This window comes from Sphingomonas sp. (genome assembly GCF_042095875.1).
Classification (GTDB): domain Bacteria; phylum Pseudomonadota; class Alphaproteobacteria; order Sphingomonadales; family Sphingomonadaceae; genus Sphingomonas.
The window spans coordinates 1-22,774 of the sequence record NZ_JBELMJ010000014.1 but is presented as its reverse complement, the minus strand read 5'-3'; the positions used below and the strand labels follow the sequence as shown (position 1 = coordinate 22,774).

General features: G+C 69.8%; 22 protein-coding genes and 1 pseudogene. 16 read left to right on the top strand and 7 right to left on the bottom strand.

Going from position 1 to position 22,774, the window contains the following annotated elements:
• Positions 1-10: 10 nt before the first annotated feature.
• Positions 11-727, top strand: a complete 717-nt coding sequence (locus ACFDS6_RS07030; protein WP_375271415.1) for a YgfZ/GcvT domain-containing protein — start codon at positions 11-13, stop codon at positions 725-727.
• A gap of 99 nt (positions 728-826) precedes the next feature.
• On the opposite strand, the gene ACFDS6_RS07025 is transcribed toward ACFDS6_RS07030, so the two are convergent.
• Both ACFDS6_RS07025 and ACFDS6_RS07020 read right to left on the bottom strand, forming a co-directional pair.
• Entirely contained in the window at positions 827-1,750 is a 924-nt protein-coding gene (locus ACFDS6_RS07025; RefSeq protein WP_375271414.1) for a glycosyl hydrolase, read from the bottom strand.
• Positions 1,747-2,577 carry a TIGR04290 family methyltransferase gene (locus ACFDS6_RS07020; RefSeq protein ID WP_375271412.1) on the bottom strand — a complete coding sequence of 277 codons (831 nt, stop codon included), beginning with the start codon at positions 2,575-2,577 and terminating at the stop codon, positions 1,747-1,749. Before ACFDS6_RS07020 ends, ACFDS6_RS07025 begins: the two co-directional genes overlap by 4 nt.
• Positions 2,578-2,704: 127 nt before the next feature.
• Between ACFDS6_RS07020 and ACFDS6_RS07015 the strand changes: the two genes are divergently transcribed.
• Positions 2,705-3,628 (top strand): glycosyltransferase family 9 protein, encoded by a 924-nt coding sequence (locus ACFDS6_RS07015; protein ID WP_375271411.1) that lies wholly within the window; start codon positions 2,705-2,707, stop codon positions 3,626-3,628.
• A complete protein-coding gene (locus ACFDS6_RS07010) occupies positions 3,612-4,067 on the top strand; it encodes a DUF6165 family protein (RefSeq protein ID WP_375271410.1) in 456 nt (151 codons plus the stop codon). The genes ACFDS6_RS07015 and ACFDS6_RS07010 overlap by 17 nt, the downstream gene beginning before the upstream one ends.
• Here the strand turns inward: ACFDS6_RS07010 and ACFDS6_RS07005 are convergent.
• Positions 4,051-4,635, bottom strand: a complete 585-nt coding sequence (locus ACFDS6_RS07005; RefSeq protein WP_375271409.1) for a histidine phosphatase family protein — start codon at positions 4,633-4,635, stop codon at positions 4,051-4,053. The two genes, ACFDS6_RS07010 and ACFDS6_RS07005, sit on opposite strands and share 17 nt — an antisense overlap.
• Before the next feature lie 188 nt (positions 4,636-4,823).
• On the opposite strand from ACFDS6_RS07005, the gene ACFDS6_RS07000 reads away from it, so the two are divergent.
• From ACFDS6_RS07000 to ACFDS6_RS06970, 7 genes are read left to right on the top strand one after another with little or no spacing between them, the layout of a single operon-like run.
• Positions 4,824-5,936: an NAD-dependent epimerase/dehydratase family protein gene (locus ACFDS6_RS07000; RefSeq protein WP_375271408.1), complete on the top strand. Its 1,113-nt coding sequence runs from the start codon at positions 4,824-4,826 to the stop codon at positions 5,934-5,936.
• Positions 5,936-7,009, top strand: a complete 1,074-nt coding sequence (locus ACFDS6_RS06995; protein ID WP_375271463.1) for an SDR family NAD(P)-dependent oxidoreductase — start codon at positions 5,936-5,938, stop codon at positions 7,007-7,009. Before ACFDS6_RS07000 ends, ACFDS6_RS06995 begins: the two co-directional genes overlap by 1 nt.
• Positions 7,006-8,091: a glycosyltransferase family 4 protein gene (locus ACFDS6_RS06990; RefSeq protein ID WP_375271407.1), complete on the top strand. Its 1,086-nt coding sequence runs from the start codon at positions 7,006-7,008 to the stop codon at positions 8,089-8,091. Before ACFDS6_RS06995 ends, ACFDS6_RS06990 begins: the two co-directional genes overlap by 4 nt.
• Positions 8,061-9,197 (top strand): glycosyltransferase, encoded by a 1,137-nt coding sequence (locus ACFDS6_RS06985; RefSeq protein WP_375271406.1) that lies wholly within the window; start codon positions 8,061-8,063, stop codon positions 9,195-9,197. Before ACFDS6_RS06990 ends, ACFDS6_RS06985 begins: the two co-directional genes overlap by 31 nt.
• A complete protein-coding gene (locus ACFDS6_RS06980) occupies positions 9,194-10,282 on the top strand; it encodes a glycosyltransferase (RefSeq protein WP_375271405.1) in 1,089 nt (362 codons plus the stop codon). The genes ACFDS6_RS06985 and ACFDS6_RS06980 overlap by 4 nt, the downstream gene beginning before the upstream one ends.
• Complete coding sequence (locus tag ACFDS6_RS06975) at positions 10,279-11,361, top strand: glycosyltransferase (protein ID WP_375271404.1); 1,083 nt, start codon at positions 10,279-10,281, stop codon at positions 11,359-11,361. The genes ACFDS6_RS06980 and ACFDS6_RS06975 overlap by 4 nt, the downstream gene beginning before the upstream one ends.
• 11 nt (positions 11,362-11,372) lie before the next feature.
• Entirely contained in the window at positions 11,373-12,356 is a 984-nt protein-coding gene (locus ACFDS6_RS06970) for a UDP-glucuronic acid decarboxylase family protein (protein ID WP_375271403.1), read from the top strand.
• 109 nt (positions 12,357-12,465) lie between these two features.
• Here the strand turns inward: ACFDS6_RS06970 and uvsE are convergent, their stop codons facing one another.
• The gene (gene uvsE / locus ACFDS6_RS06965) at positions 12,466-13,641 is read right to left on the bottom strand and encodes a UV DNA damage repair endonuclease UvsE (RefSeq protein ID WP_375271402.1); all 1,176 of its coding nucleotides are present in this window, start codon (positions 13,639-13,641) and stop codon (positions 12,466-12,468) included.
• Between the two features lie 146 nt (positions 13,642-13,787).
• Here uvsE and ACFDS6_RS06960 point away from each other — a divergent pair, with 146 nt between their 5' ends.
• The 5 genes from ACFDS6_RS06960 to ACFDS6_RS06940 all read left to right on the top strand — a co-directional run bounded on the left by ACFDS6_RS06960 (position 13,788) and on the right by ACFDS6_RS06940 (position 19,659).
• Positions 13,788-16,133 carry a GH92 family glycosyl hydrolase gene (locus ACFDS6_RS06960; RefSeq protein WP_375271401.1) on the top strand — a complete coding sequence of 782 codons (2,346 nt, stop codon included), beginning with the start codon at positions 13,788-13,790 and terminating at the stop codon, positions 16,131-16,133.
• Between the two features lie 566 nt (positions 16,134-16,699).
• Positions 16,700-17,683, top strand: coding sequence for a phosphogluconate dehydrogenase (NAD(+)-dependent, decarboxylating) (gene gnd, locus ACFDS6_RS06955; RefSeq protein WP_375271400.1), 984 nt, complete (start codon positions 16,700-16,702; stop codon positions 17,681-17,683).
• Positions 17,683-18,522 (top strand): Cof-type HAD-IIB family hydrolase, encoded by an 840-nt coding sequence (locus ACFDS6_RS06950; protein WP_375271399.1) that lies wholly within the window; start codon positions 17,683-17,685, stop codon positions 18,520-18,522. Before gnd ends, ACFDS6_RS06950 begins: the two co-directional genes overlap by 1 nt.
• Positions 18,519-19,265: an HAD-IIB family hydrolase gene (locus ACFDS6_RS06945; protein WP_375271398.1), complete on the top strand. Its 747-nt coding sequence runs from the start codon at positions 18,519-18,521 to the stop codon at positions 19,263-19,265. Before ACFDS6_RS06950 ends, ACFDS6_RS06945 begins: the two co-directional genes overlap by 4 nt.
• A gap of 13 nt (positions 19,266-19,278) precedes the next feature.
• A complete protein-coding gene (locus tag ACFDS6_RS06940) occupies positions 19,279-19,659 on the top strand; it encodes a hypothetical protein (protein WP_375271397.1) in 381 nt (126 codons plus the stop codon).
• Positions 19,660-19,909: 250 nt separating this feature from the next.
• On the opposite strand, the gene ACFDS6_RS06935 is transcribed toward ACFDS6_RS06940, so the two are convergent.
• Positions 19,910-20,731, bottom strand: a complete 822-nt coding sequence (locus ACFDS6_RS06935) for a 3'(2'),5'-bisphosphate nucleotidase CysQ (RefSeq protein ID WP_375271396.1) — start codon at positions 20,729-20,731, stop codon at positions 19,910-19,912.
• The gene (locus tag ACFDS6_RS06930; RefSeq protein ID WP_375271395.1) at positions 20,724-22,070 is read right to left on the bottom strand and encodes a TldD/PmbA family protein; all 1,347 of its coding nucleotides are present in this window, start codon (positions 22,068-22,070) and stop codon (positions 20,724-20,726) included. The genes ACFDS6_RS06935 and ACFDS6_RS06930 overlap by 8 nt, the downstream gene beginning before the upstream one ends.
• A gap of 156 nt (positions 22,071-22,226) precedes the next feature.
• Here ACFDS6_RS06930 and ACFDS6_RS06925 point away from each other — a divergent pair, with 156 nt between their 5' ends.
• Positions 22,227-22,571, top strand: a complete 345-nt coding sequence (locus tag ACFDS6_RS06925) for a DUF559 domain-containing protein (RefSeq protein WP_375271394.1) — start codon at positions 22,227-22,229, stop codon at positions 22,569-22,571.
• Between the two features lie 29 nt (positions 22,572-22,600).
• On the opposite strand, the pseudogene ACFDS6_RS06920 reads toward ACFDS6_RS06925, so the two are convergent.
• Positions 22,601-22,774: pseudogene (locus tag ACFDS6_RS06920) on the bottom strand (4-hydroxybenzoate octaprenyltransferase); the annotation flags it as partial.

Below are 22,774 nucleotides of genomic sequence, written 5' to 3'. Positions count from 1 at the left end.
ACTTGGGTGCATGAGCGATGCCACCCCGACGACCGATACAGCCACCACCCTGGCCGACCGCGCGGTGCTGCGCGTCTCGGGCGAGGATGCGGGCGGCTTCCTGCAGGGGCTGGTCACCAACGATACGGCGCGGCTGCCCGCCTATGCCGCGCTCTTGACACCGCAGGGCAAGGCCCTGTTCGACTTCATCATGTGGGCGGACGGCGACGACGTGCTGCTCGACGTCGAGGGCGCGCAGGCCGACGCGCTCGCGCGCCGCCTGTCGATCTATCGCCTGCGCCGTGCCCTGACGATCGCGCGCGACGAGGGGCTGGCGGTGCACTGGTCGCGCGATCCGGTCGCGGGCGCGGCAACCGACCCGCGGCTCGCTGCGCTCGGCCATCGCTGGATCGCGCCGCCGGGCGCGCCGGCCGAGGGATATCACGCGCACCGCCTGTCGCTCGGCGTGACCGAGGGGGTCGCCGAGCTCGGCTCGGGCGAGACCTTGTGGCTGGAGGCGAACGCGCGCGAGTTGAACGGGGTCAGCTTCACCAAGGGCTGCTACGTCGGTCAGGAGAACACCGCGCGGATGCACCACCGCAGCAAGGTCAATCGCCGCCTCGCGGTCGCCCCCGACGACGCGGCCGACCCGAAGCGCCGCGTCGGCTACGCGGACCTGGGCGTGATGATCACGGTCCGCCGCGCGGAGGCTCTGGGCGACGGCGTCGTGCCGCCACCCGTAGACTAACCGCCTCGTCACCCCGGACTTGATCCGGGGGTCCGCTGCCTCCGCCCGGTCGCGGAGGAAGCGGGGTACCGGATCAAGTCCGGGACGACCAGGATGCGATCACGCCGCGACCGTCTCCGCCTTCGGCGCCGCCACCTTGGGTGCGTAGCGCTCGATCATCTGCGCGCAGAAGTCGGCGAACGCCTGCGGCTCGCGCGCGGCACTGGTGTGGTGCGGCTGGATGCCGAGATGCTCGGGCGTGAAGCAGAAGGTGACGGTGGTGTCGAAATCCTGCAACGCCTCCATCTGCCGGTCGAACCAGCCGATCGCGTCGGGGCGGAAGCTGTCGGCCCAGGACAGCCCGGTGCGCAGCTTGGTGGTGCCCAGCCGCTTCATCCACGCGACCGCGTCGTCCAGTCTGGGATCGTGGTAGTGGAACCACTGCATCAGCCCCATCTCGCTCGCGACCTTGGCGTAGCTGTCGAGCGACGGCTTGGGCGTCCCGTCGGCGCGGATCAGCCCCATGTAGAAATGGCGGTAGTAGCTCGACCCTTCCGCCTCGCGGTGGCGCGTCGTCGCACCCCATTCCTGCGGCAGGTCGAACAGCGAATACCAGTAGATGCGCGGCACGCGGCCGATCAGTAGCTCGGCGGTCTTCTCGACCCCGAATACCTGCACCTCCTCCGCGCCGAACGAGCCGACGCCCACCTCGGTCACCCAGACGGGCTTGGTCGTAACCGCCTCGATCTCGGCGATCTTGTTCGGCCATTCGTGGATCGACCACAAATTCCAGTCGAGCGGGAAGCCGTGCACCGCCAGCACGTCGACTGCGTCCAGACAGCCGTGCCCCTCCAGTCGCCGCACCCACATTGGGTCGATCGGCGACATGCCGCCCAGCACGCGCGTCACGTCCGGGTTGACCGCGTGAATCGCGGCTCCGGTGCGGCTTACCGTGTCGGCGAACTTCGACCAGTCGGGGTCGACCTCCGGGTCCCAGTGCGACTTGTTGTTCGGCTCGTTCCAGATCATCGCCGCTTCGATCACGTGTTCACCCCCATGTCGTTCTTGTCGCCCTTGGCCGGGTATACCGCGGCCGGTCCGTGGCTCGCATAAGGCACGTCGGTGACGCGGCAAAGGAAGACGTCGTCCTGCGGGCTCTCGACGACCGCGAAGCCGGCGGCGCGCAGCATCGCCATCGAGCCGGCGCGGTTGGGCGCCCACCAATTGGTCCAGTCGCCCGCGAACTTTCGCTCGATGAAGTGCATCTTCGGGTAGCCCGGCTCGTCGAAATACGGCGGCGGCGTGTAGCTGTCGGGCAGGAAGAAAGGGTGGTCCTCGGGCACCTCGGCCACCTCGGTCGATCCCTGCTGCATCGTCTGGAACAGCATCAGGTCGCGCGCGACATGCTCGCGGATCAGGTCGAGCGCGAGCAGCGGGTGGCGCAGGTGGTAGAGCACGCCCATGAAGATCACGAGGTCGAACCGCTCGCCGAGCTTCGCGACGTCGTAGACCGACAGATTACGGAACTCGACCGAGTCCTGGAATCCCAGCGCGCGCGCTGCGACCCGCGCCTGCGCCAGGTAGCGCTCGTCCGAATCGATCCCGACGACGCGTGTCGCGCCGCGCCGCTTCATCTCCATCGAGTAGAAGCCCGCGTTGCACCCGATGTCGAGCACGGTCTTGCCGGTCAGGTCGTCGGGCACGCAGTCGCGGAACATCGCGAACTTGAAAGCGGGGTAATCGCCCAGGAAATGCTCGGGCGCGGTGTGGAACCCGCCGCCCAGGTCGATGTTGTGGAACCACGGCGCCAGCGCCGCCACCTCTTGCCGCAACGCCTCGCGCGTGCCCGCGCGTTCCTCGGTCTCGCTCATTCGTCCCCCTTCGCAATCGGTCGGCCAACGATCCTGCCACAGTGCCGTTCCGGAGCGCCAGCAACAAAGCTGCATTACGCCTCCGCAACGATGGAACAACGGCCGCCCGCCGGGGATTTGCACCGGGATGGTAGATGCTGCCGATCCCGTCCCGGTCGACGCGTGGACCGCCGCGATGCGCCGCGGCGACTATGCCGCGGCGTTCGCGATCGGCGACGCGGTGATCGCCGCGCGTGACCCCGCCGAGCGCGACGATCCGAGCGTCGACTATTACCGCCGCTGGGTGTGGGACGGCCGCGCGTTCGACGGCGAGGACGTGCTGGTGCGCTGCTACCACGGGCTGGGCGACACGATCCAGTTCGCGCGCTTTCTCCCGCTGCTTAGCAAACGCGCGCGCTCGGTGACGGTGGAGGCGCCCGCGCGGCTGCACGATCTGCTGGCGACGATCCCCGGCGTCGACCGGCTGATCGCCTTCGATCACGCCGCGCCCGCCAAGCCATTCGCCTGCGACCTCGAGATCACCGAGCTGCCGCAGGCGCTGCGCGCGACGCCCGCCGACGCAGGCGCACCGTACCTGCGCGCGAGCCCGGCGGCGCTGCCCGCGGGCACGATCGGCCTGTGCTATTCCTCCGGCGACTGGGATCACGACCGTCGCGTGCCGCCCACGCTCCTCGCGCCCTTGTGCGACGGCGCCCGCTGCCTGTCGCTCGTTGCCGAGCCGACCGAGCTCGCGGTCCTCAACCCCGCAGGCTGCCCGTTCGACATCCAAGCCACCGCCTCGCTTGTCGCGGCCTGCGCGCTGGTCGTCACCGTCGACACGATGATCGCGCATCTCGCGGGCGCGCTCGGCCGCCCGACGTGGCTGATGCTCAAGGCGGAGCCCGACTGGCGCTGGACCCCCGGCGCGCGCGACACGCCCTGGTACCCGACGATGCGCCTCTACGCGCAACCGCGCGCGGGCGACTGGGCGAGCGTGGTCGCCGCGATCGCGCGCGACCTATCCGACTTCCAAGCACCCCACAGGAAAGCAGCGCATGGCCTCCCGCATTAGCCCAACCGTTCCCGTCTCCTGGGGCGAGCTGCTCGACAAGATCAGCATCCTCGAGATCAAGCGCGAGCGGATCGTGCGCCCCGACGCGCGCGCCAACGTGATGAACGAGCACCGGCTGCTGAGCGAGTTCGGCGACATGGCGCTGCGCAGCGACGGGGTCGCCCCGCTGTTCGCCACGCTCAAGGCGGTCAACGAGGATCTGTGGGAGATCGAGGACGCGATCCGCGAGCAGGAGGCGGCAGGCACGTTCGGCGCCGAGTTCATCGGCCTCGCGCGCGCGGTCTACCACCGCAACGACGAGCGCGCGGCGATCAAGCGCGCGATCAACGAGGTGATGGGCTCCGACCTGATCGAGGAGAAGAGCTACGCCGACATGCGTCCGGTGCCGGTCGCCACGCCGGCGCGCGCGAACGGGGCAGGGCTCATGGCCGCTCGTTGAGCGCGACGAGCCTGGTACTCGAGGCACCCAGCTCCAGCGTCGTGACCGATCCGGGATCGCAGTTGAACGCGTAGATGCGCGTGAACGACACGCCGAGCAGCCGCGCCACCAGCCCGCGGATCACGTCGCAGTGCGTCACGCACAATGCGGGCGCGTCGCCGGCGGGGATCGCGTGAATGTAGCGCCACGCGCGCTCCACCGCCTCGCCCATCGTCTCGCCCCCCGTGCAGCGCGCGGTGTCGCGCTCGGCGTTCCAGCGCTGCCAGTCCGCGTCCGCGTCGAGCGAGGCGAAGTCGCGACCGGTGAACGCGCCGAAGTCGATCTCGTCCAGCGCGGGCGCGACCACCGGCACCAGCCCGGCGCGCGCGGCGGCGGGCGCCGCGGTCTGCCGCGTCCGCGCGCGCGGGCTGGTGTGGATCGAGGACAGCCGGATACGGTTGAGCCACACCGCCAGCCGCTCGGCCTGCGCGCGCCCTTCGTTGGCGAGCGCAATCTCGGAGCGGCCGCTCAGGACGTGGCCGACCTCGGCGTTGATGCCGTGGCGCGCGAGCAGGATGGTGCGGGTCATGCCGATCGCTCAACCACGCCGCGGCCGGAGCGGCAACCGGGCCCCGAGCAAATTACGACACCGGAACGACTTGCGGAACAAAGCTAAGTAGAAGATGTTCTCCTCATGTCATGGCGTCGATGGCCGTGCTTTGTCATTGATCCAGATCAATGCTGCTTCGCCCATCGACCGAATGCGGGGTGGGAAAGATGGAAACGGTTCTGATTACGGGTGGCGCGGGCTTCATCGGGCGTTTCGTCGCCGACGAACTGCTCGAGCGCGGCAACAAGGTGCGCGTGCTCGACAGTTTGATCGAGCAGGTGCACGGCGACGTGGATCGTCCGCCGCTCCTCAACGACGAGGTCGAGCTGATCCGCGGCGACGTGCGCAACGGCGATGTGGTGGCAAAGGCGCTGAAGGGCGTCGACAGCGTCGTCCACCTCGCGGCCGAGGTCGGCGTCGGCCAGTCGATGTACGAGGTCGAGCGCTACACCTCGACCAACGACGTCGGCACCGCGGTGCTGTTCGAGAAGCTGATCGACAATCCCGTGCGCCGCGTCGTGACCGCCTCGTCGATGTCGATCTACGGCGAGGGGTTGTACCGCGACGCCGACGGCAACCTCGTGCAGGACGCGGAGCGCAAGGGCCTGCGCGACGGTTTGACCAACTGGGAGCCAGTCGACGGCGAGGGTCGCCCGCTGGAGGCGATCGCGACGCCCGAGTGGAAGCGCCCCAACCTGTCCTCGATCTACGCGCTCAACAAATACGTGCAGGAGCGCACCACGCACATCATGGCCGCGCCCTACGGGATGGAGGGCGTCTGCCTGCGCCTGTTCAACGTCTACGGTCCGGGCCAGGCGCTGTCGAACCCGTACACCGGCGTGCTCGCGATCTTCGCCTCGCGGCTGCTCAACGGGCAGCAGCCGATGATCTTCGAGGATGGCGAGCAGCGCCGCGATTTCGTCCACGTCTCCGACGTCGCGCGCGCCTTCGCCGATTCGCTCACCCTGCCGCAGGCGGCGGGCGGCACGTTCAACATCGGCTCGGGCCACCATCGCTCGGTGCGCGAGGTCGCGACCGAGCTGGCGCAGGCGATGGGCAAGAACGACATCTCGCCGCAGGTCGTCGGCAAGGCGCGGATCGGCGACATCCGCCACTGCTTCTGCGACACCACGGTGGCGAAGGAGCAGCTCGGCTTCGAGGCGACCCAGGACTTCCAGGCCGGGCTCGCCGTGCTCGCCGAGTGGGTCGCGCAGCAGACCGCCGAGGACAAGGTCGAGACCATGCGCGCCGAGCTCGACAAGCGCGGGCTGGTCGCGTGATGCCGGAGCCGGAGGAAAGCTCCGGGCCGATCTCAGAGGGTCCGGTTCTCGTCACCGGCGGCGCGGGGTTCATCGGGGCGAACCTCGCCTATCGCCTCGCCGACACCGGGCACGACGTGATCGTGTACGACGCGCTCGCGCGCGCGGGCGTGCGGCGCAACCTCGACTGGCTGCGCAGCCGCCACGGCAATCGCGTCCGCTTCGTCGAGGCCGACGTGCGCGACGCCGACCGGGTGCAGGAAGCGGTGAAGGGCGCGTCGGCGGTGTTCCACTTCGCCGCGCAGGTGGCGGTCACCACCAGCCTCGCCGACCCGATGGACGATTTCGCGACCAACATCGCCGGCACCCTCAACGTCCTGGAGGCGGTGCGCCAGCACGCGCCCGAGGCGCCCGTCATCTTCGCCTCGACCAACAAGGTCTACGGCGACCTGACCGACCTCGACTTCGCGCTGGAGGGCGACCGCTACGTGCCGGTCGACGCGGAGGTGCGCGCGCACGGCATCTCCGAGGCACGCCCGCTCGACTTCCACACCCCCTACGGCGTGTCGAAGGGCGCGGCCGACCAGTACGTGCTCGACTACGCGCGCAGCTACGGGCTCAGGACCGCGGTGATGCGGATGAGCTGCATCTACGGCCAGCGCCAGATGGGCACCGAGGATCAGGGCTGGGTCGCGCATTTCCTGATCAGCGCGCTGAAGGGCCGCCCGATCACGCTCTACGGCGACGGCTGTCAGGTGCGCGACATCCTCGACGTGTCGGACGCGGTCGACGCCTATCTCGCGGCATGGCGGCGGATCGACGACATCTCGGGCCGCGCGTTCAACCTGGGCGGCGGGCCGGACAATGCGGTCAGCCTGCGCCTGCTGCTCGACCATATCGCCCGGGTGACCGGCCGCGCGGTCGACGTGCGCCACGACAACTGGCGCGCGGGCGACCAGCGCTACTTCGTCGCCGACACGCGCGCGGCGGAAGAAGCGCTCGGCCTCGAGCGCCGGACCGACTGGCGCGACGGCGTCGCCCGCCTCGCCGACTGGTTGCGCAAGGAGCATGCCGCACTCGAGGTCGCCGCGTGAGCTTGCGCCTGCTGATGACGGCGGACGCGGTCGGCGGCGTGTGGCAGTACGCGCTCGAACTCGCCGCCGCGCTTAGCCCCCTCGGCGTCGACGCGCACCTCGCGCTGATCGGCCCCGCGCTGTCGCCCGCGCAGCGTGAACGCGCCGCCGCGCTCGGGGTCACGTACACCGAGATGGGCCTGCCGCTCGACTGGCTAGCGCAGGATGCCGCAGACGTACGCCGCACCGCCGCCGCGGTCGCGCGCGCCGCCGCGCTGCACGGCGCCGACGTGGTGCAGCTCAACCAGCCCGCCTTCGCGCTCGCCGACTACGCGATGCCGGTCGTCGCGGTCGCGCATTCCTGCGTCGCGTCGTGGTGGGACGCGGTCGAGCAGGGGCCGCTCCCCGCCGATCTCGCGTGGCAGGCGGCACTGACCGGCGACGGCCTCGCGCGCGCCGACGTGGCCGTCTGCCCCTCCGCCGCGCTCGCCGACACGATACAGCGCGTCTACGCGCTGCCGCGCCGCCCGCGGGTCGTCCACAACGGCCGAACCGCGATACCGAGCACCGGCGCGCTAGCCGACTATGCCTTCACCGCCGGCCGCCTGTGGGACCGCGGCAAGGACGTCGCCACGCTCGACCGCGCCGCCGCGCGCGCGCGCTCGTCCGTCAGGGCCGCCGGACCGCTCGCCGGCCCCCACGGCGAGCAGGTCACCTTCGCGCAGCTCGACACGCTCGGCGCGCTGTCGGACGAGAGCGTCGCCGATCACCTTTCCGCCCGCCCGATCTTCGCCTCGGCCGCGCGCTACGAGCCGTTCGGGCTCGCGGTGCTCGAGGCCGCCTCGGCGGGCTGCGCGCTGGTGCTGTCCGACATTCCGACCTTCCGTGAATTGTGGGACGGCGCGGCGCGCTTCGTCGCACCCGGTGACGACGCCGCGTTCGCGCTCGCGATCGACGCGCTCGCCGCCGATCCGGTCGGGCGGAGCGAGGCGGGCGAGCGCGCGCGCGCGCGCGCCGCGCGCTACACCCCCGCCGCCAACGCGCGCGGCATGGCGGACGTCTACGCGCAGGCGTGCGCGCCGCAGCGCCGGGCCGCGGCATGAAGGTCGTCTACTTCACCCACAGCCTTGCCTCGTGCTGGAACCACGGCAACGCGCATTTCGTCCGCGGCGTGCTGTCGGAGCTGATCGCGTGCGGCCACGACGTGCAGGCGTGGGAGCCGGCGGACAGCTGGAGCCTGCAGAACCTCCTCGCCGACGGCGGCGAGGACGCGCTCGCGCCCTATCGCGCGTCCTATCCCGAACTGTCGTCGCGCAGCTACGGCGCAGATGACGACGTCGCGCGGATGGTCGACGGTGCCGACCTGGTGATCGTCCACGAGTGGAACGCGCACGACGTCGTCGCCGAGGTCGGCCGCCTGCGCAAGGCGGGTGCCCCCTGGACACTGCTGTTCCACGACACCCACCACCGCATCGTCAGCTTGCCCCACGAGATGGATGCCTACGACCTGTCGGGCTACGACGGGGTGCTCGCGTTCGGCGAGACCTTGTCCGAGCAGTATCGCGCGCGCGGCTGGGGCAAGCGCGTCTGGACGTGGCACGAGGCCGCCGACACGCGCCGTTTCAAGCCGCTGGACAGCGACCGCCACGAGGGCGTCGTGTGGATCGGCAATTGGGGCGACGGCGAGCGCACGCGCGAGATCGAGGATTACCTGCTCCGCCCCGCACAGGCCGCGCAGCTGCCGCTCGACATCTACGGAGTGCGCTACCCGGACGAGGCGCGCGCGATGCTCGCCCGCTACGGCGCGCGCTATCACGGCTGGGCGCCCAACGCCCGCGCGCCCGAAATATTCGCGCGCGCGCGCGCGACCGTCCACGTCCCGCGCAATTACTATCGCACGATCCTGCCCGGCATCCCGACGATCCGCGTGTTCGAGGCGCTCGCCTGCGGCATCCCGCTCGCCAGCGCACCGTGGGACGATGCCGAGGGGCTGTTCCGCCCCGGACAGGACTTCCTCTACGCCCGCGACGGCGAGCAGATGGCGGACGTGCTGCGCCAAATTCGCGACGACGCCGATCTGCGCGCCTCGCTGATCGCCTCCGGGCTGGAGACGATCAATGCCCGCCACACCTGCGCGCACCGCGTCGACGAACTGATGACCATCCTGGACACGCTGGGCACCGACACCGGCGTGGGAGTTGCCGCATGAAGATCGCTTTCTACGGATCGAGCCTGCTGTCGTCCTATTGGAACGGCGCGGCCACTTATTATCGCGGGATCCTGCGCGCGCTGGGCGAGCGCGGCTACGACATCACCTTCTACGAACCCGACGCGTTCGACCGGCAGCAGCACCGCGACATCGACCCGCCCGAATATGCCAAGGTCGTCGTCTACCCCGCGACCGAGGAGGCGATGCGCGGCGTGCTGGCCGAGGCGGCGGCGGCCGACATCGTCGTCAAGGCGAACGGCGTCGGCGTGTTCGACCGCGAGCTGCTCGAAGGCGTGATCGCCCATGCGAACCCGCGCGCGCTCAAGATCTTCTGGGACGTCGACGCCGCCGCAACGCTCGACGAGATGCGCGCCGACCAGAGCCATCCCGTACGTGCCGCGCTGCCCGGGCTCGACATGGTGCTGACCTACGGCGGCGGCGCGCCCGTCGTCGACGCGTACACCGGCTTCGGCGCGAAGGACTGCGTGCCGGTCTATAACGCGCTCGACCCGCAGACGCACCACCCCGTCGAGCCGGACCCGCGCTTCGCCTGCGACCTCGCGTTCCTCGGCAACCGCCTGCCCGACCGCGAGGCGCGCGTGGAGGAGTTCTTCCTCCGCCCCGCGTCGCTCCTGCCCGAGCAGCAGTTCCTGATCGGCGGCAACGGCTGGGAGACGAAGGCGATGCCCGGCAACGTCCGCCACCGCGGCCACGTCTTCACCGCCGAGCACAACGCGTTCAACTGCACGCCGCGCGCGGTGCTGAACGTCGCGCGCGACTCGATGGCGCACATCGGCTTCTCGCCCGCCACCCGCGTGTTCGAGGCCGCGGGCGCCGCCGCCTGCCTCATCACCGACGCGTGGGAGGGGATCGAGCTGTTCCTAAAGCCCGACGAGGAAGTGCTGGTCGCGCGCGACGGGCAGGACGTCGCCGACCACCTCTCCGCGCTCACCACCGAGCGCGCCGCGGCGATCGGGCAGGCGGCGCTCAAACGCGTGCTCGCCGAACACACCTATGATCTGCGTGGGGAGCAGGTCGACGCGCTGTTCAAGGTCCACGCCGCGCGCGAGGTGACCGCGGCATGAAGCTCGTCGTCCTCGGCCTCAGCCTCGGCTCGTCCTGGGGCAACGGCCACGCCACCACTTTCCGCGCGCTCCTGAAGGCGTTCGCCGCGCGCGGGCACGAAATCGTGTTCCTCGAACGCGAGGTGCCGTGGTACGCGGGCGCGCACCGCGACCTGGTCGACCCCGACTGGTGCCGCCTCGATTATTATTCCGACCTGGACCATTTGGCCGAGTGGCGCGACGAGATCGCCGCCGCCGACGCGGTGATCGTCGGCAGCTACGTTCCCGACGGCGTCGCGGTCGGCCAGCTCGTGCAGGATTGGGCGGAGGGCACCACCGCCTTCTACGACATCGACACCCCCGTCACGCTCGCCAAGCTCGAGCGCGGCGATTTCGAGTATCTCTCGCCCGCGGTCATCTCCGGTTACGATGTCTATCTGTCGTTCACCGGCGGTCCGACGCTGCGCCACCTGGAGGACCATTACGGCTCTCCGATGGCGCGCGCGCTCTACTGCTCGGTCGATGCGCATGCCTACGTGCCGACCGGCGCGGCGAAGAAGTGGGACCTGACCTATCTCGGCACCTACAGCGACGATCGCCAGCCGACGCTCGAGCGGCTGCTGCTCTACGTCGCGCGCGCCGCGCCCAACCGCCGCTTCGCGGTCGCGGGGCCGCAATATCCCGACACGATCGCGTGGCCCGACAACGTCGAGCGGATCGAGCATTTGCCTCCGGCCGAGCACGCCGCCTTCTACAGCGCGAGCCGCGCGACCTTGAACGTGACGCGCGCCGACATGATCGCCGCCGGCTGGTCGCCCTCGGTCCGCATCTTCGAGGCGGCGGCGTGCGGCACGCCGATCATCTCCGACCGCTGGGACGGGTTGACCGAGATACTGGGCGACGGGCGCGAAATCCTGCTGGTCGACACCTGCGCCGACATGCTCGCCGCGCTGGCGCGCCGCGACCTCGACCAGATCGGGCAGGCCGGGCGCGCCCGCGTGCTCGCCGAACACACCGCCGCGCACCGGGCCGAGGAGCTCGAGCGCCACCTGCACGAAGCCGCCGAGCACGCGCGCGACAGAAAGCGCGTCCCGGCATGAGGGAGAACAACATGGACACCATCCTGATCGCCGGCGGCGCGGGCTTCATCGGATCGCACCTGTGCCGCGCGCTGAGCGACGCCGGCCACCGCGTCATCTGCCTCGACAACCTCCAGACCGCGCGGCCGTCGAACCTGAAGCTGCTGGAGGACCTGCCCAACTTCACCTTCGTCGAGGGCGATATCGTCAACGCGCTGCCCGCCAGCGTGACCGAGGCCGCGAACCTCACGCGCATCTACAATTGCGCCTGCGCCGCCTCGCCGCCGCAGTATCAGGCGGACCCCGAGCACACGATGCTGACCAACGTGGTGGGCACCAACCACCTGCTGCGGCTGGCGGAGCGTACCGGCGCGCGCTTCCTGCTCACCTCCACCAGCGAGGTCTACGGCGACCCGGAAGTCCACCCGCAGGTCGAGGGCTATCGCGGCTGGGTCAGCTGCACCGGCCCGCGCGCCTGCTACGACGAGGGCAAGCGCGCCGCGGAGGCGATGACGTTCGACTTCGCGCGGCTGGGGCGCGCGCAGGTGCGCGTCGCGCGCATCTTCAACACCTACGGCCCGCACATGCACCCCGACGACGGCCGCGTGGTCTCCAACCTCATCTGCCAGGCGCTGACGGGCCGCGACATCACCGTCTACGGCGATGGCACGCAGACGCGCAGCTTCTGCTACGTGTCCGACATGGTGCGCGGGCTGATCGCGCTGATGGAGAGCGAGATCGACGGGCTGGAGCCGGTCAACATCGGCAACCCCGACGAATTCACCATCAACGAGCTGCTGGACATGGTGCTCGAACTCGTCCCCACCACCGGCAAGGTCGTCAACGCCCCTCTGCCGCAGGACGACCCGCGCCGCCGCCGCCCCGACATCGCGCGCGCGCAGGGCCTGCTCGGCTGGTCGCCGCGCGTTTCGTTGCGCGAAGGGCTGCCGATGACCGCGGAATGGTTCGCCGAGGAAGTCGGCGCCGAGGTCAGCGTGCGCGAGGCCGCGGAGTAAGCGCGCGAGCGACGGGTCACGCCGCCGCCGCCAGCGCGCCGGAGGCGGGCTATTCCGCCGCCTCCAGCCCAGAGGCGGACTACTCCGCCGCCGCCAGCCGAGAGGCGGCTTACTCCGCCGCCTCCAGCATCGCCCCGCTCCCACCTTCGCCGTCGCCCTCGTCGACGTCGGGCGTATCCTCCGCGTCGACGCCGCCTTCCAGCTCCGCCTCGTCCGCCGCCAGCGCGTCGGCGTCCTCGGGATAGATGCCGAACCGCGCCGCCACGTCGGGGGCGAAGCGCAGCAGGTCGGGGCGCAGCTTCAACAGGCTGACGTCCTTCGACTTGCCCTCCATCATCACGTCGAAGACGAGCCCTTCCGCCATCCGCATGAAGGTCGCGAACTCGAACGGGTTGGTGAAATCGGCGTGGCCGGTCCAGATCGGCGGGCGCAGCACCGTCTTCACGCGCGCGTTGGCCTTGACCGGCGCCTTGGTCAGCTCGCCCTTCTTGGTCGTCCTGCCGCTCGCGCGCTGCTTCGCGGTGATCTTCTGCTTCACCTCGCGCATCTCGGTCCGCGGAGACGAGAAGTGCATCTTCGGGCGCACGCCCTCGGGCCAGGTCGCCAGGAACTGCTCGAACGTCGCGCGCATGTCGAGCCGCTCGGGGTTCAGGCACCAGAAATGCTGGTAGTCGAACACCAGGCGCACGCCCGTCCGCTCGTGGATCCACAAGGCGTCGGCGGCGGAGAAGCGGATATCGTCATTCTCCAGCACCAACCGCCGCTGGACGTGCTCGGGGCATTTCTCCCATCCCTCGATCCAGCGCGCGCGGCTCGCGTCATGGTCGTCGTACACGCCGCCGACGTGCGTGATCATCACCGCCTCGTCGTCCAGCCCCATGCGGTCGAGCATCTCCGCCTGGCTCGACAGGTCCCAGATGCTCTTCTCCGTCAGCGCCGCGTCGGGGCTGTTGAGCAGCACATATTGCGACGGGTGGAACGACAGCCGGATGTCGAGTTCGCGCGCCTTCTTGCCGAACGCGGCGAGCTCCGCGTCGCTCTCCGCCACCATGTTGTGGAATTGCGGCATGTCGGGGTGCGTCGCGTATGGCGCGAGGTCCGACGACAGCCGGTACATGTCGAGCTTCTCCTTGGCGAGATAGTCGAGGATCTTCGACACCTCCTCCAGCGAGCATTTGAGGTGCGGGTCCTTCTGCCACCGCCGCGTGTCGTTGCTCTTGAAGCCGGGCTTGCCCATCACCTTGACGGGGAAGCCTAGGCGCATCGGGCGGCTGGGGTCGGTCATCGTGGCTCTACTCGTGCTGATTGATCCACCCAACGCGCCGACCGGGGTGCGTGTTTCGCACAAACCCGTCGGTTGGCGCCGCGACACCTTCACGCCCGCGCAGGAGGCCCTTTCGCGCTCGCGTGCGGCGGGGCAGAGTGCGCGCCATGACGCTCGCCCGCCGCTGCCTGTCCGCCATCCTCGCCCTCTCGCTGACGACGCCGCTCGCCACGCCGGTGGCGGCGCAGCGCGAGGCCGACCCACTGGCGTCGGTCGATCCGTTCATCGGCACCGGCGGGCAGGGGCACACCTTTCCGGGCGCGGTGGCGCCGTTCGGCATGGTGCAATTGTCGCCCGACACCGACACCACCTGCGTGTTGCGCGACTGCTACCCGCACGCCGCGGGCTACCGCTACGAGGACCCGACGATCCAGGGTTTCTCGCACACGCATTTCTCGGGCGCGGGGCACAGCGACCTCGGCGACTTCCTGCTGATGCCCGCGACCGGTGCGGCCGACGCGGTCAAGCTGGAGCCGGGCGACCCGAAACAGCCCGGCTCGGGCTACCGCTCGCGATTCAGCCATCGGAACGAGCAGGCGACGCCCGGCTATTACTCGGTCCAGCTCGACGACGCGCGCGTCCGTGCCGAGCTGACCGCGGGCACGCGCGTCGGCGTCCACCGCTACACCTTTCGCAGCGGCGACGAGGCGCACCTGATCCTCGACCTGCGATCCAGCCTCTACAATTACCCCGGCAAGACGCTCTGGTCCTCGATCCGGCTGCGCCCCGACGGCACGATCACCGGCAGCCGCCAGACGCGCGGTTGGGCGCCCGACCGCAAGCTCTTCTTCGCGATGCGCTTCTCGCGTCCGATCACCAGCCACGCCTTCGTCAGCACCGAGGCGGACGTGACCTACAAGGGATTCCAGGGACCCGGCCGCGGCAGCGACCGCGTGGTGGACCGGGCAGGGCGCGCGATCGTCGCACGGTTCGACTTCGGCAAGCTCGGCGAGCCGCTGGAGGTCACCGTCGCGATCTCCAGCGTCGACGAGGACGGCGCGGTTGCCAACCTCAAGGGCGAGAGCGGCGGCTTCGACGCGGTGCGCAAGGCCACGACCGCGGCGTGGCGCCAGGCGCTCGGCGTGCTCGACGTCGACGGCGACGCGTCGATGCGCAAGAACGTGATGACCGCGCTCTACCACAGCCTCATCGCGCCGTCGGTGACGAGCGACGTCGACGGGCGCTGGCGCGGCCCCGACAACCAGGTCCACCGCGCGGAAGGATACACGCAGCGCTCGACCTTCTCGCTGTGGGACACGTTCCGCGCCGAGCATCCGCTCCTGACGCTCGTCCAGCCCGCCGAGGTCAATTCGCAGATCATCCGCTCGCTCATCGCCAGCCAGCGCTACTCGCCCGACGGCATCCTTCCCGTGTGGCAGTTCCAGGGGCGCGAGACGTGGACGATGATCGGCTATCATTCGGTCCCCGTCATCGCCGACGCGTATCTGAAGGGTATCCGCGGCTTCGACGCGACGGAGGCGCTCGCCGCGATGATCCGCAGCGCGACCTACGCGCCCTATGGCGGGCTCGCCGACCTGCCCGTGCTCCATTACGTGCCGATCGACCGCGAGCCAGAGGCGGCGTCGAAGACGGTCGAGTACGCCTATGACGACTGGACGATCGCGCAGATGGCGCGCGCGATGGGGCGCGACGACGTCGCCACCTGGTTCGACGCGCGCTCGGGCTACTGGCGCAACACCTTCGATTCCAAGACCGGCTTCGTCCGCGCGCGCCTCGCCGACGGCAGTTTCCGCGAACCGTTCGATCCCACCGCGATCAATTACGGCTCCGACTATACCGAGGGAAATGCGTGGCAATATTCCTGGTTCGTGCCGCAGGATCAGGCCGCGCTGTTCGAGGCGATGGGCGGCGACGAGGCCGCAGTGACCAAGCTCGACCGGATGTTCGACTACGACAATTCCAAGCTCGATTACTCCCACGCGGAAGATATCGCCGGGCTGATTGGTCAGTACATCCACGGCAACGAGCCGAGCCACCACGTCGCCTACCTCTACGACCACGCCGGCCAGCCGTGGCGCACGCAGTACCGCCTGACGCAGATCGTCAATTCGCAGTACAAGCCGGCGCCCGACGGGCTCGCCGGCAACGACGATCTGGGGCAGATGTCCGCCTGGCTCGTCTTCACCGCGCTCGGCTTCTATCCGGTGACGCCGGGCAGCCTGGAATACGCGATCGGGCGCCCGTTCGTCCGCCGCGCCGCGCTCACCCTGCCGAACGGCAAGCGCTTCACAATGGTCGCCGACAATGTCGGCCAGTCGCGCCCGTATATCGGCGCGGTGACGCTCAACGGTCGTGCGCTGGAGCGCAGCTACCTGACCCACGACGAGATCATGGCGGGCGGCGAGCTCCGCTTCGCGATGGCGGCCGAGCCGAACTACAAATGGGCCACCGACCGCCGCGCGCGCCCCTTCTCCGCCTCGGTGAAGCGCTGACGCCACCCCGCCCCACCGTCATCCCGGGCTCGACCCGGGATCCCGCTACCTTCTCATAGCTCGCCAGAAAGCGGGACCCCGGATCAAGTCCGGGGCGACGGCTGAAGCAACCCAGCTCCCATCAAGCGCCGTCATGCTGAACTCGTTTCAGCATCCATCCATCCTCCGACGACCAACCAGCCTCGAAGAACCGACCCACCCCCACGCTGTCCTACACGAGCTTCCCACGCTACGCCCCACGACGCGCCCCGGCGCCCGCTCTTTCACACCGTCGACTCCTCGCGCGCACCGCCGCCAGCGCCCGCCGCCACGACGCGTATAGGCCTCACCTTAGCCTCACCTTAGCCTCACCTTCCGGCGATCGGCCTGCCCGCCACAACGCGTATTGGCCTCACCTTAGCCTCACCTTCCAGCGATCGGACGGCCCGCCACGACGCGCGTTGGCCTCACCTTCGCCTCACCTTTCGCGCCGCCGACACCGCGCCACCCTTCGCCACGCCCGACCGCCCGCCCGCGGAACCTTGCCGACGCTGCCGCTTTGGGCGGGGTAAAGTCAGGAGCGCTGTATGAAGATGGTGATGATCGGCCTCGGCCGAATGGGTGGCAACATGGCGCGCCGGTTGATGGACAAGGGGCACGAGATCGTCGCCTTCGACCGTGACGAGGACGCGGTCGCGAAGCTGGTCGAGGCGGGAGCCGAAGCCGCGACCTCGATCGACGACGCGCGCGCCAAGGCGGGCTCGCCCGTCGTCTGGTGGGTGATGGTCCCCGCCGGCGAGATCACCGACGGCGTGATCGACTCGATTGCCAAGGGCGCGGGCGAGGGCGAGATCGTCATCGACGGCGGCAACACCTTCTACAAGGACGACATCCGCCGCGCGAAGGCGCTGGCCGGCAAGGGCGTCCACTACGTCGACGTCGGCACCTCGGGCGGCGTCTGGGGTCGCGAGCGCGGCTATTGCATGATGATCGGTGGTCCGGACGAGATCGTGCGCCAGCTCGACCCGATCTTCGCGACGCTCGCACCCGGTCTCGGTTCGATCGAGCGCACCGATGGGCGGCTGGACGACGCGACCGACCCGCGCGCGGAGAACGGCTATATCCACGCCGGTCCCGCGGGCGCCGGCCATTTCGTCAAGATGGTCCATAACGGCATCGAGTACGGGCTGATGCAGGCCTATGCCGAGGGGTTCGACGTGCTGAAGGGCAAGGCGTCGGACAAGCTGCCGGAGGATCAGCGCTACGACCTCAACCTCACCGACATCGCCGAGGTATGGCGCCGCGGTAGCGTGATCTCGTCCTGGCTGCTCGACCTGACCGCGCTGGCGCTCGCCAAGGACGGCAAGCTCGAAGGCTTCTCGGGCCACGTCGCCGATTCGGGTGAGGGTCGCTGGACGATCGACGCCGCGATGGAGGAAGCGGTGCCGCTCAACGTACTCAGCGCCGCCTTGTTTGCGCGTTATCGCAGCCGCGTGGACCACACGTTCGGCGACAAGGTGCTCTCCGCGATGCGCTTCGGCTTCGGCGGGCACGTCGAGATGCCGCAGTAATGGCCGACGCAGACAGGAAGGCGGTCGCGATCCGCCTCGTGGTCTCCGACGTCGACGGCACGCTCGTCGATGCGGACAAGAAGCTGACCGACGGCACGATTGCCGCGGTGCAGCGGCTGCGCGACGCTGGCATCGCCTTCACCGTCATCAGCGCGCGGCCGATGTCGGGGGTCCAGCCGCTGCTCGAACCGCTCGAACTCGACGAGGATGTCGGCGCGTTCAACGGCGGCGTCATCTTCCGCCGCGACGGCACGGTCGTCAGCCGGCACACAATCGCGGAGAATGTCGCGCGCGGGGTGATCGACATGGCGGCGGACGCGCAGGTCGACACCTGGGTCTTCGCCGACGACCAGTGGTTCGCGACCGACGGTGAGGGGCCGCATACCGCGAGCGAGCGCGTCAGCTCGAACCAGGAACCCGTTGTCCGCCCCGACTTCGACGACCTGCTGGCGCGCGCGGACAAGATCACCTTCGTCAGCGACGACGAGGACCGGCTGCGCGCGCTCTACGAGCAGACGCACGGCCGCTACGGCGAGCAGGCGACGATCGCGCAGTCGCAGGCCTATTACCTCGACGTCACCGCGCTGGAAGCGAACAAGGGCGACGGCGTCGCAGCGCTTGCCCGGTCGAACGGCGTCGACCTCGCCGACACCGCGGTGATCGGCGACCAGCGCAACGACCTGCCGATGCTCACCCGCGCCGGGCTGCCGATCGCGATGGGCAACGCGCCCGACGAGGTGAAGGCGGCGGCGCACAATGTCACTCGCGACAACGACGCGGATGGCGTAGCGCACGCCATCGAAACGATCATCCTCCCCAGCCTGGAGACATCCAAGTGAAAGAACTCGTCGCCTTCGACCTCGACGGAACGCTCGCCGAGAGCAAGCAGGCGATGAAGGAGGACATGGCCGAGGCGATGGCCGACCTGCTCCAGGTCGCGCACGTCGCGGTGATCTCGGGCGGCGACTGGCCGCAGTTCGACAAGCAGGTGGCGAGCCGCCTGCCCGCGCGCGCCGACCTGTCGCGGCTGTGGCTGATGCCGACCACCGGCACCAAGCTCTACACGCACCAGTCGGGCGCGTGGAAGGCGGTCTACGCCGAGCTGTTCGAGGACGAGACCAAGAAGAAGATCATCGAGGCCTTCGACGCGTCGCTCCATCAAACCGGGTTCAAGCCCGAGCAGACCTGGGGCGAGCGGATCGAGGATCGCGGCTCACAGATCACCTTCTCCGCGCTCGGCCAGCAGGCGCCGGTCGAGGCCAAGGAAAAGTGGGACCCCGACTTCGCCAAGCGCAAGGTGATCCAGGCGGACCTGAAGAAGCGCCTGCCCGAGCTGTCGATCAACATGGGCGGCGCGACCTCGATCGACATCACGCAGAAGGGCGTCGACAAGGCGTACGGCCTGAAGCGCCTGCGCGACGAGAGCGGCATCGCGCTCGACAAGATGATGTTCATCGGCGATGCGATCTTCCCGGGCGGCAACGATTACCCGGCAAAGGAACTCGGGCTCGACACCGTCCGCGTCCGCGACCCGCACGACACTTTGTCGGTGATCGCCACGATCGTCGCCTGCCAGAAATAAGGCGCGCATCCGCGTGGACCTGGCGAAGCTGTGGACCGACTTCACCGTGTGGGTCGGCGACGGCACGGGCCTGCCCGACACCATCCTCCATGTCCACGCGGGGCTGGCCGTGCTGCTCGTCGCACGGCTCGTCACCGGCCGCTCGCTCGGCACGCTGATCCCGCTCTCGGTCGTGGTCGCGGCAGAGGGCGCGAATGAGCTGCTCGACCGCATCCACTACGGCTCGTGGCGCTGGACCGACACGCTCGGCGACGTCGCCAACACGCTGTTCTGGCCATTGGTCATCTGCCTGGCGGTGCGCCTGCGTCCGATGGTCGCCCGCGACGTCGCGCAGCACACGACCGCCGCCAGCTCATTACCGGAGCGCGACCACCCGCCGATCATCGTCGGCTAGGGCGGCTTCCACCTGATCCTTTATCGTGATCCCGGACCTGATCCGGGACCCCGCTGCCTTCTCCTGCTCTAGCGAAGAAGCAGGGCCGCGGATCAAGTCCGGGGTGACGGAAGGGTGTGGATCGGATTTACCAGGAAACGCGAATAGACACTCGGACGAAGGCTGACCGCATCTACGCGACCGCGACCAGACGATAGACGCCAAGTCTTAGCAAAGCGGCCGCTCAGCCAACCCAACCGCACCGCGAAGACTACCGGATCACCGCCTTCGCCCGCTCCGCCAATCGCGCCACCGCCGCGGCGTGGAGCCCGTGCGTGCTGGTCAGCACGCCGAACGCGCGCGGTTGGGGCTTGTTGAACAGCAGCGGCGCACCCAGCGCGTCGCTAACCCGCGCGCCCGCCTCCTGCGCCACCAGCGCGGCGGCGGCGATGTCCCACTCGTTGCCCCAGCGCATCGTCGCGACCAGGTCGGCACGATCCGCCGCCACCATCGCCATCCGCAGCGCGATCGAATTGGGCTTCTCGACCGCGACCAGGTCGCGATCAACCCTGGGCAGCACGTCCGCAGGCACCCGCGCGCCGGTGATCGCGTCGCGTCTGCCCGCGCGCAGCACCGCTCCGTTGAGCGTCGCACCGCCCCCCGCGACCGCGCGCCACACCTCGCCGCGCGCGGGCGCGTCGAGCACCGCGATCACCACGCGCCCGTCCTCTACCAGCGCGACCGACACGCACCATCCGGCGCGCCCGCGAATATAGTCGCGCGTGCCGTCGATCGGATCGACCACCCACACCCGCCGCGCCGACAGCCGCTCGGCGCTGTCCGCCGTTTCCTCCGACAGCCACCCGGCGTCGGGCAGCAGCGCGCGCAACCGCGCATGCAGCATCCGGTCAACGTCCAAGTCGACCTCGCACACCGGGCTGCCGTCGCTCTTCTCCGTCCGCGCGAAATCGGTGCGCCAGCGCGCCATCGCCATCGCCGCGGCCTCGCGCGCCGCGTCGGCGACGGCATCGGCGAGCAGGTGGCGGGCGTCGGCGCCGGTGGTCGTGCTCGTGTCGGTGGGGGCGTCAGCCACCCGCCACCATCATGCCGTCGACGCGCACCGTCGGCACGTTGATCCCCTGCCGGAACTCCAGGTCGTTCGCGGGCACCAGCGCGCGGAACATGTCCTTCAGGTTCCCCGCGATCGTGAACTCGGCAATCGGGCGCGTGATCTCGCCGTTCTCGATCAGGAACCCCGCGGCGCCGCGGCTGTAATCGCCCGTCACGCCGTTCACGCCCTGTCCGATCAATTCGGTGACGTACACGCCCGACGCGATATCCGCGATCAGCGTCGCCACCGGCACGTGGCCCGCCTGCATGAACAGGTTGCTCGTCGTCACGCCCGGCGCGCCGTTCACCCCGCGCGCGGCGTGGCCGGTCGGCGCCAGCCCCAATTGCCGCGCGGAGGCCGAGTCGAGCAGCCACGCCTCCAGCATCCCGTTGTCGATGATCGACATCGGCGATACCGGCAGTCCCTCACCGTCGAACGGGCGCGAGCGCAGCCCGTGCGGGCGATGCGGATCGTCGCACACCGTCACGCCGGGCGCGAACACCTCGGTGCCCAGCGCGTCCAGCAGGAAGCTCGTCTTGCGCGTGATCGCCGAGCCCGAGATCGCGCCGATCAGATGCCCCAGCAGGCTCGATCCCACGCGCGGATCGAACACCACCGGCACCGCGCCGCTCGCCACCTTGCACGGGTCGAGCCGCGCCACCGCGCGCTCGCCCGCGCGCCGGCCGATCTCGTGCGGCGCGTCGAGTCGCGCGCGGTGCCGCGCCGAGTGGAACGCGTAGTCGCGCTGCATCCCGCCGCCCTGTCCGGCGATCACGCTCGCCGATACGCTGTACCCGGTCGTCGCGTACGCGCCCGCGAAGCCGTGGCTGGTGGCGAGCGCCCAGACGGCCGACGACGCGCCCGCGCCGCCGCCCTCGCTGTTGGTAACGCCCGGCACGCTGCGCGCGGCTTCCTCCGCCTGCGCGGCCAGTTCGCGCAACTCCGCCGGCGTCACCGCGCCGTCGTCGGCGAGGTCGAGCAGCGGCGGCGCGCCGTGCATCAACCGCTCGGCAGGTGCGAGCCCCGCCCACTGGTCCTCCGGCGCCTCGCGCGCCATCGCGACCGCACGCTCGGCGAGCTCATCCATCGCCGCCGACGACAGGTCGGAGGTCGACACGCTCGCCGAGCGCTGCCCGACGAAGACGCGCAGCCCCAGTTCTTCCGCCTCCGAGCGGCCGACATCCTCCAGCTTGCCGAGCCGGATCGACACCTCGCTCGATGCGTCAGCGGCGAACACCGCGTCGGCCGCGTCGGCCCCCGCGGCAGTGGCGCGACGAACGATATCCTGAGCGCGCTCCTGCGCTTGATCCGGGGTAAGCATGCGGAGCGACTTAGGGGGCAGGGCGCTGCGATGCTAGGGTGTGGGCTGGAGGCTTAACGGATTAGCCGAATGCAGATCTAGCTCCCCTCGCTGGAAGGGAGGGGCCGGGGGTGGGTAGCGGCTCGTGCTGCCCTGTCCTAAGCTTCCCCATGTGCAATGCATCCTACCCGAGCTGACTGCCTACGCACGCTCCACCCGCGCTTCACGCGCCAACTCGTCATCGGCCACTACATCGCCGATTTTGCCTGCCGCTCGCTCAAGCTCATCGTCGAACTCGACGGCAGTCAGCACGCCACGCTGGTCACCAACGCGGAGCGAACCTGCTACTTGGAAACGCAGGGTTGGACGGTGCTCCGCTTCTGGAACAACGACGTGCTAGCCAATTCGGACGGGGTTATGTCGGCAATCCTCGAAGCGGCGGCGCGCGCCTCGACCCACCCCCGACCTCTCCCTTGCAGGGAGGGGAGTTTGTCCCGTGCTACACGCGCCGGATCGAATTAGTTCACCAGCCGCTCTTGATTGCCGCAGACCTACAACGGCGTCCCCACCACCACGCACGCCAGGAACATGAGCAGCCCCGCGAACCGGTTCGAGCGGAACCGCGCGAGCGCGCCTGCACCGTTGTCGGGCACCAGCGTCGCGACCTGCAACGCCAGATGCCCCGCGACCGGCAGCAGCGCGGCGAGCGCCAGCGGATCGGCGCG

Excerpts from the sequence above, each read along its gene's own strand:
- ACFDS6_RS06975 (WP_375271404.1), top strand. The coding sequence starts at position 10,279 with ATGAAGCTCGTCGTCCTCGGCCTCAGCCTCGGCTCGTCCTGGGGCAAC.
- ACFDS6_RS06980 (WP_375271405.1), top strand. The coding sequence starts at position 9,194 with ATGAAGATCGCTTTCTACGGATCGAGCCTGCTGTCGTCCTATTGGAAC.
- ACFDS6_RS07015 (WP_375271411.1), top strand. The coding sequence starts at position 2,705 with ATGGTAGATGCTGCCGATCCCGTCCCGGTCGACGCGTGGACCGCCGCG.
- ACFDS6_RS06970 (WP_375271403.1), top strand. The coding sequence starts at position 11,373 with ATGGACACCATCCTGATCGCCGGCGGCGCGGGCTTCATCGGATCGCAC.
- uvsE (WP_375271402.1), bottom strand. The coding sequence starts at position 13,641 with ATGACCGACCCCAGCCGCCCGATGCGCCTAGGCTTCCCCGTCAAGGTG.
- ACFDS6_RS06960 (WP_375271401.1), top strand. The coding sequence starts at position 13,788 with ATGACGCTCGCCCGCCGCTGCCTGTCCGCCATCCTCGCCCTCTCGCTG.
- ACFDS6_RS07020 (WP_375271412.1), bottom strand. The coding sequence starts at position 2,577 with ATGAGCGAGACCGAGGAACGCGCGGGCACGCGCGAGGCGTTGCGGCAA.
- ACFDS6_RS06925 (WP_375271394.1), top strand. The coding sequence starts at position 22,227 with ATGCATCCTACCCGAGCTGACTGCCTACGCACGCTCCACCCGCGCTTC.
- ACFDS6_RS07005 (WP_375271409.1), bottom strand. The coding sequence starts at position 4,635 with ATGACCCGCACCATCCTGCTCGCGCGCCACGGCATCAACGCCGAGGTC.
- ACFDS6_RS06930 (WP_375271395.1), bottom strand. The coding sequence starts at position 22,070 with ATGCTTACCCCGGATCAAGCGCAGGAGCGCGCTCAGGATATCGTTCGT.
- ACFDS6_RS07010 (WP_375271410.1), top strand. The coding sequence starts at position 3,612 with ATGGCCTCCCGCATTAGCCCAACCGTTCCCGTCTCCTGGGGCGAGCTG.
- ACFDS6_RS07000 (WP_375271408.1), top strand. The coding sequence starts at position 4,824 with ATGGAAACGGTTCTGATTACGGGTGGCGCGGGCTTCATCGGGCGTTTC.
- ACFDS6_RS06950 (WP_375271399.1), top strand. The coding sequence starts at position 17,683 with ATGGCCGACGCAGACAGGAAGGCGGTCGCGATCCGCCTCGTGGTCTCC.
- ACFDS6_RS07030 (WP_375271415.1), top strand. The coding sequence starts at position 11 with ATGAGCGATGCCACCCCGACGACCGATACAGCCACCACCCTGGCCGAC.
- ACFDS6_RS06995 (WP_375271463.1), top strand. The coding sequence starts at position 5,936 with ATGCCGGAGCCGGAGGAAAGCTCCGGGCCGATCTCAGAGGGTCCGGTT.
- gnd (WP_375271400.1), top strand. The coding sequence starts at position 16,700 with ATGAAGATGGTGATGATCGGCCTCGGCCGAATGGGTGGCAACATGGCG.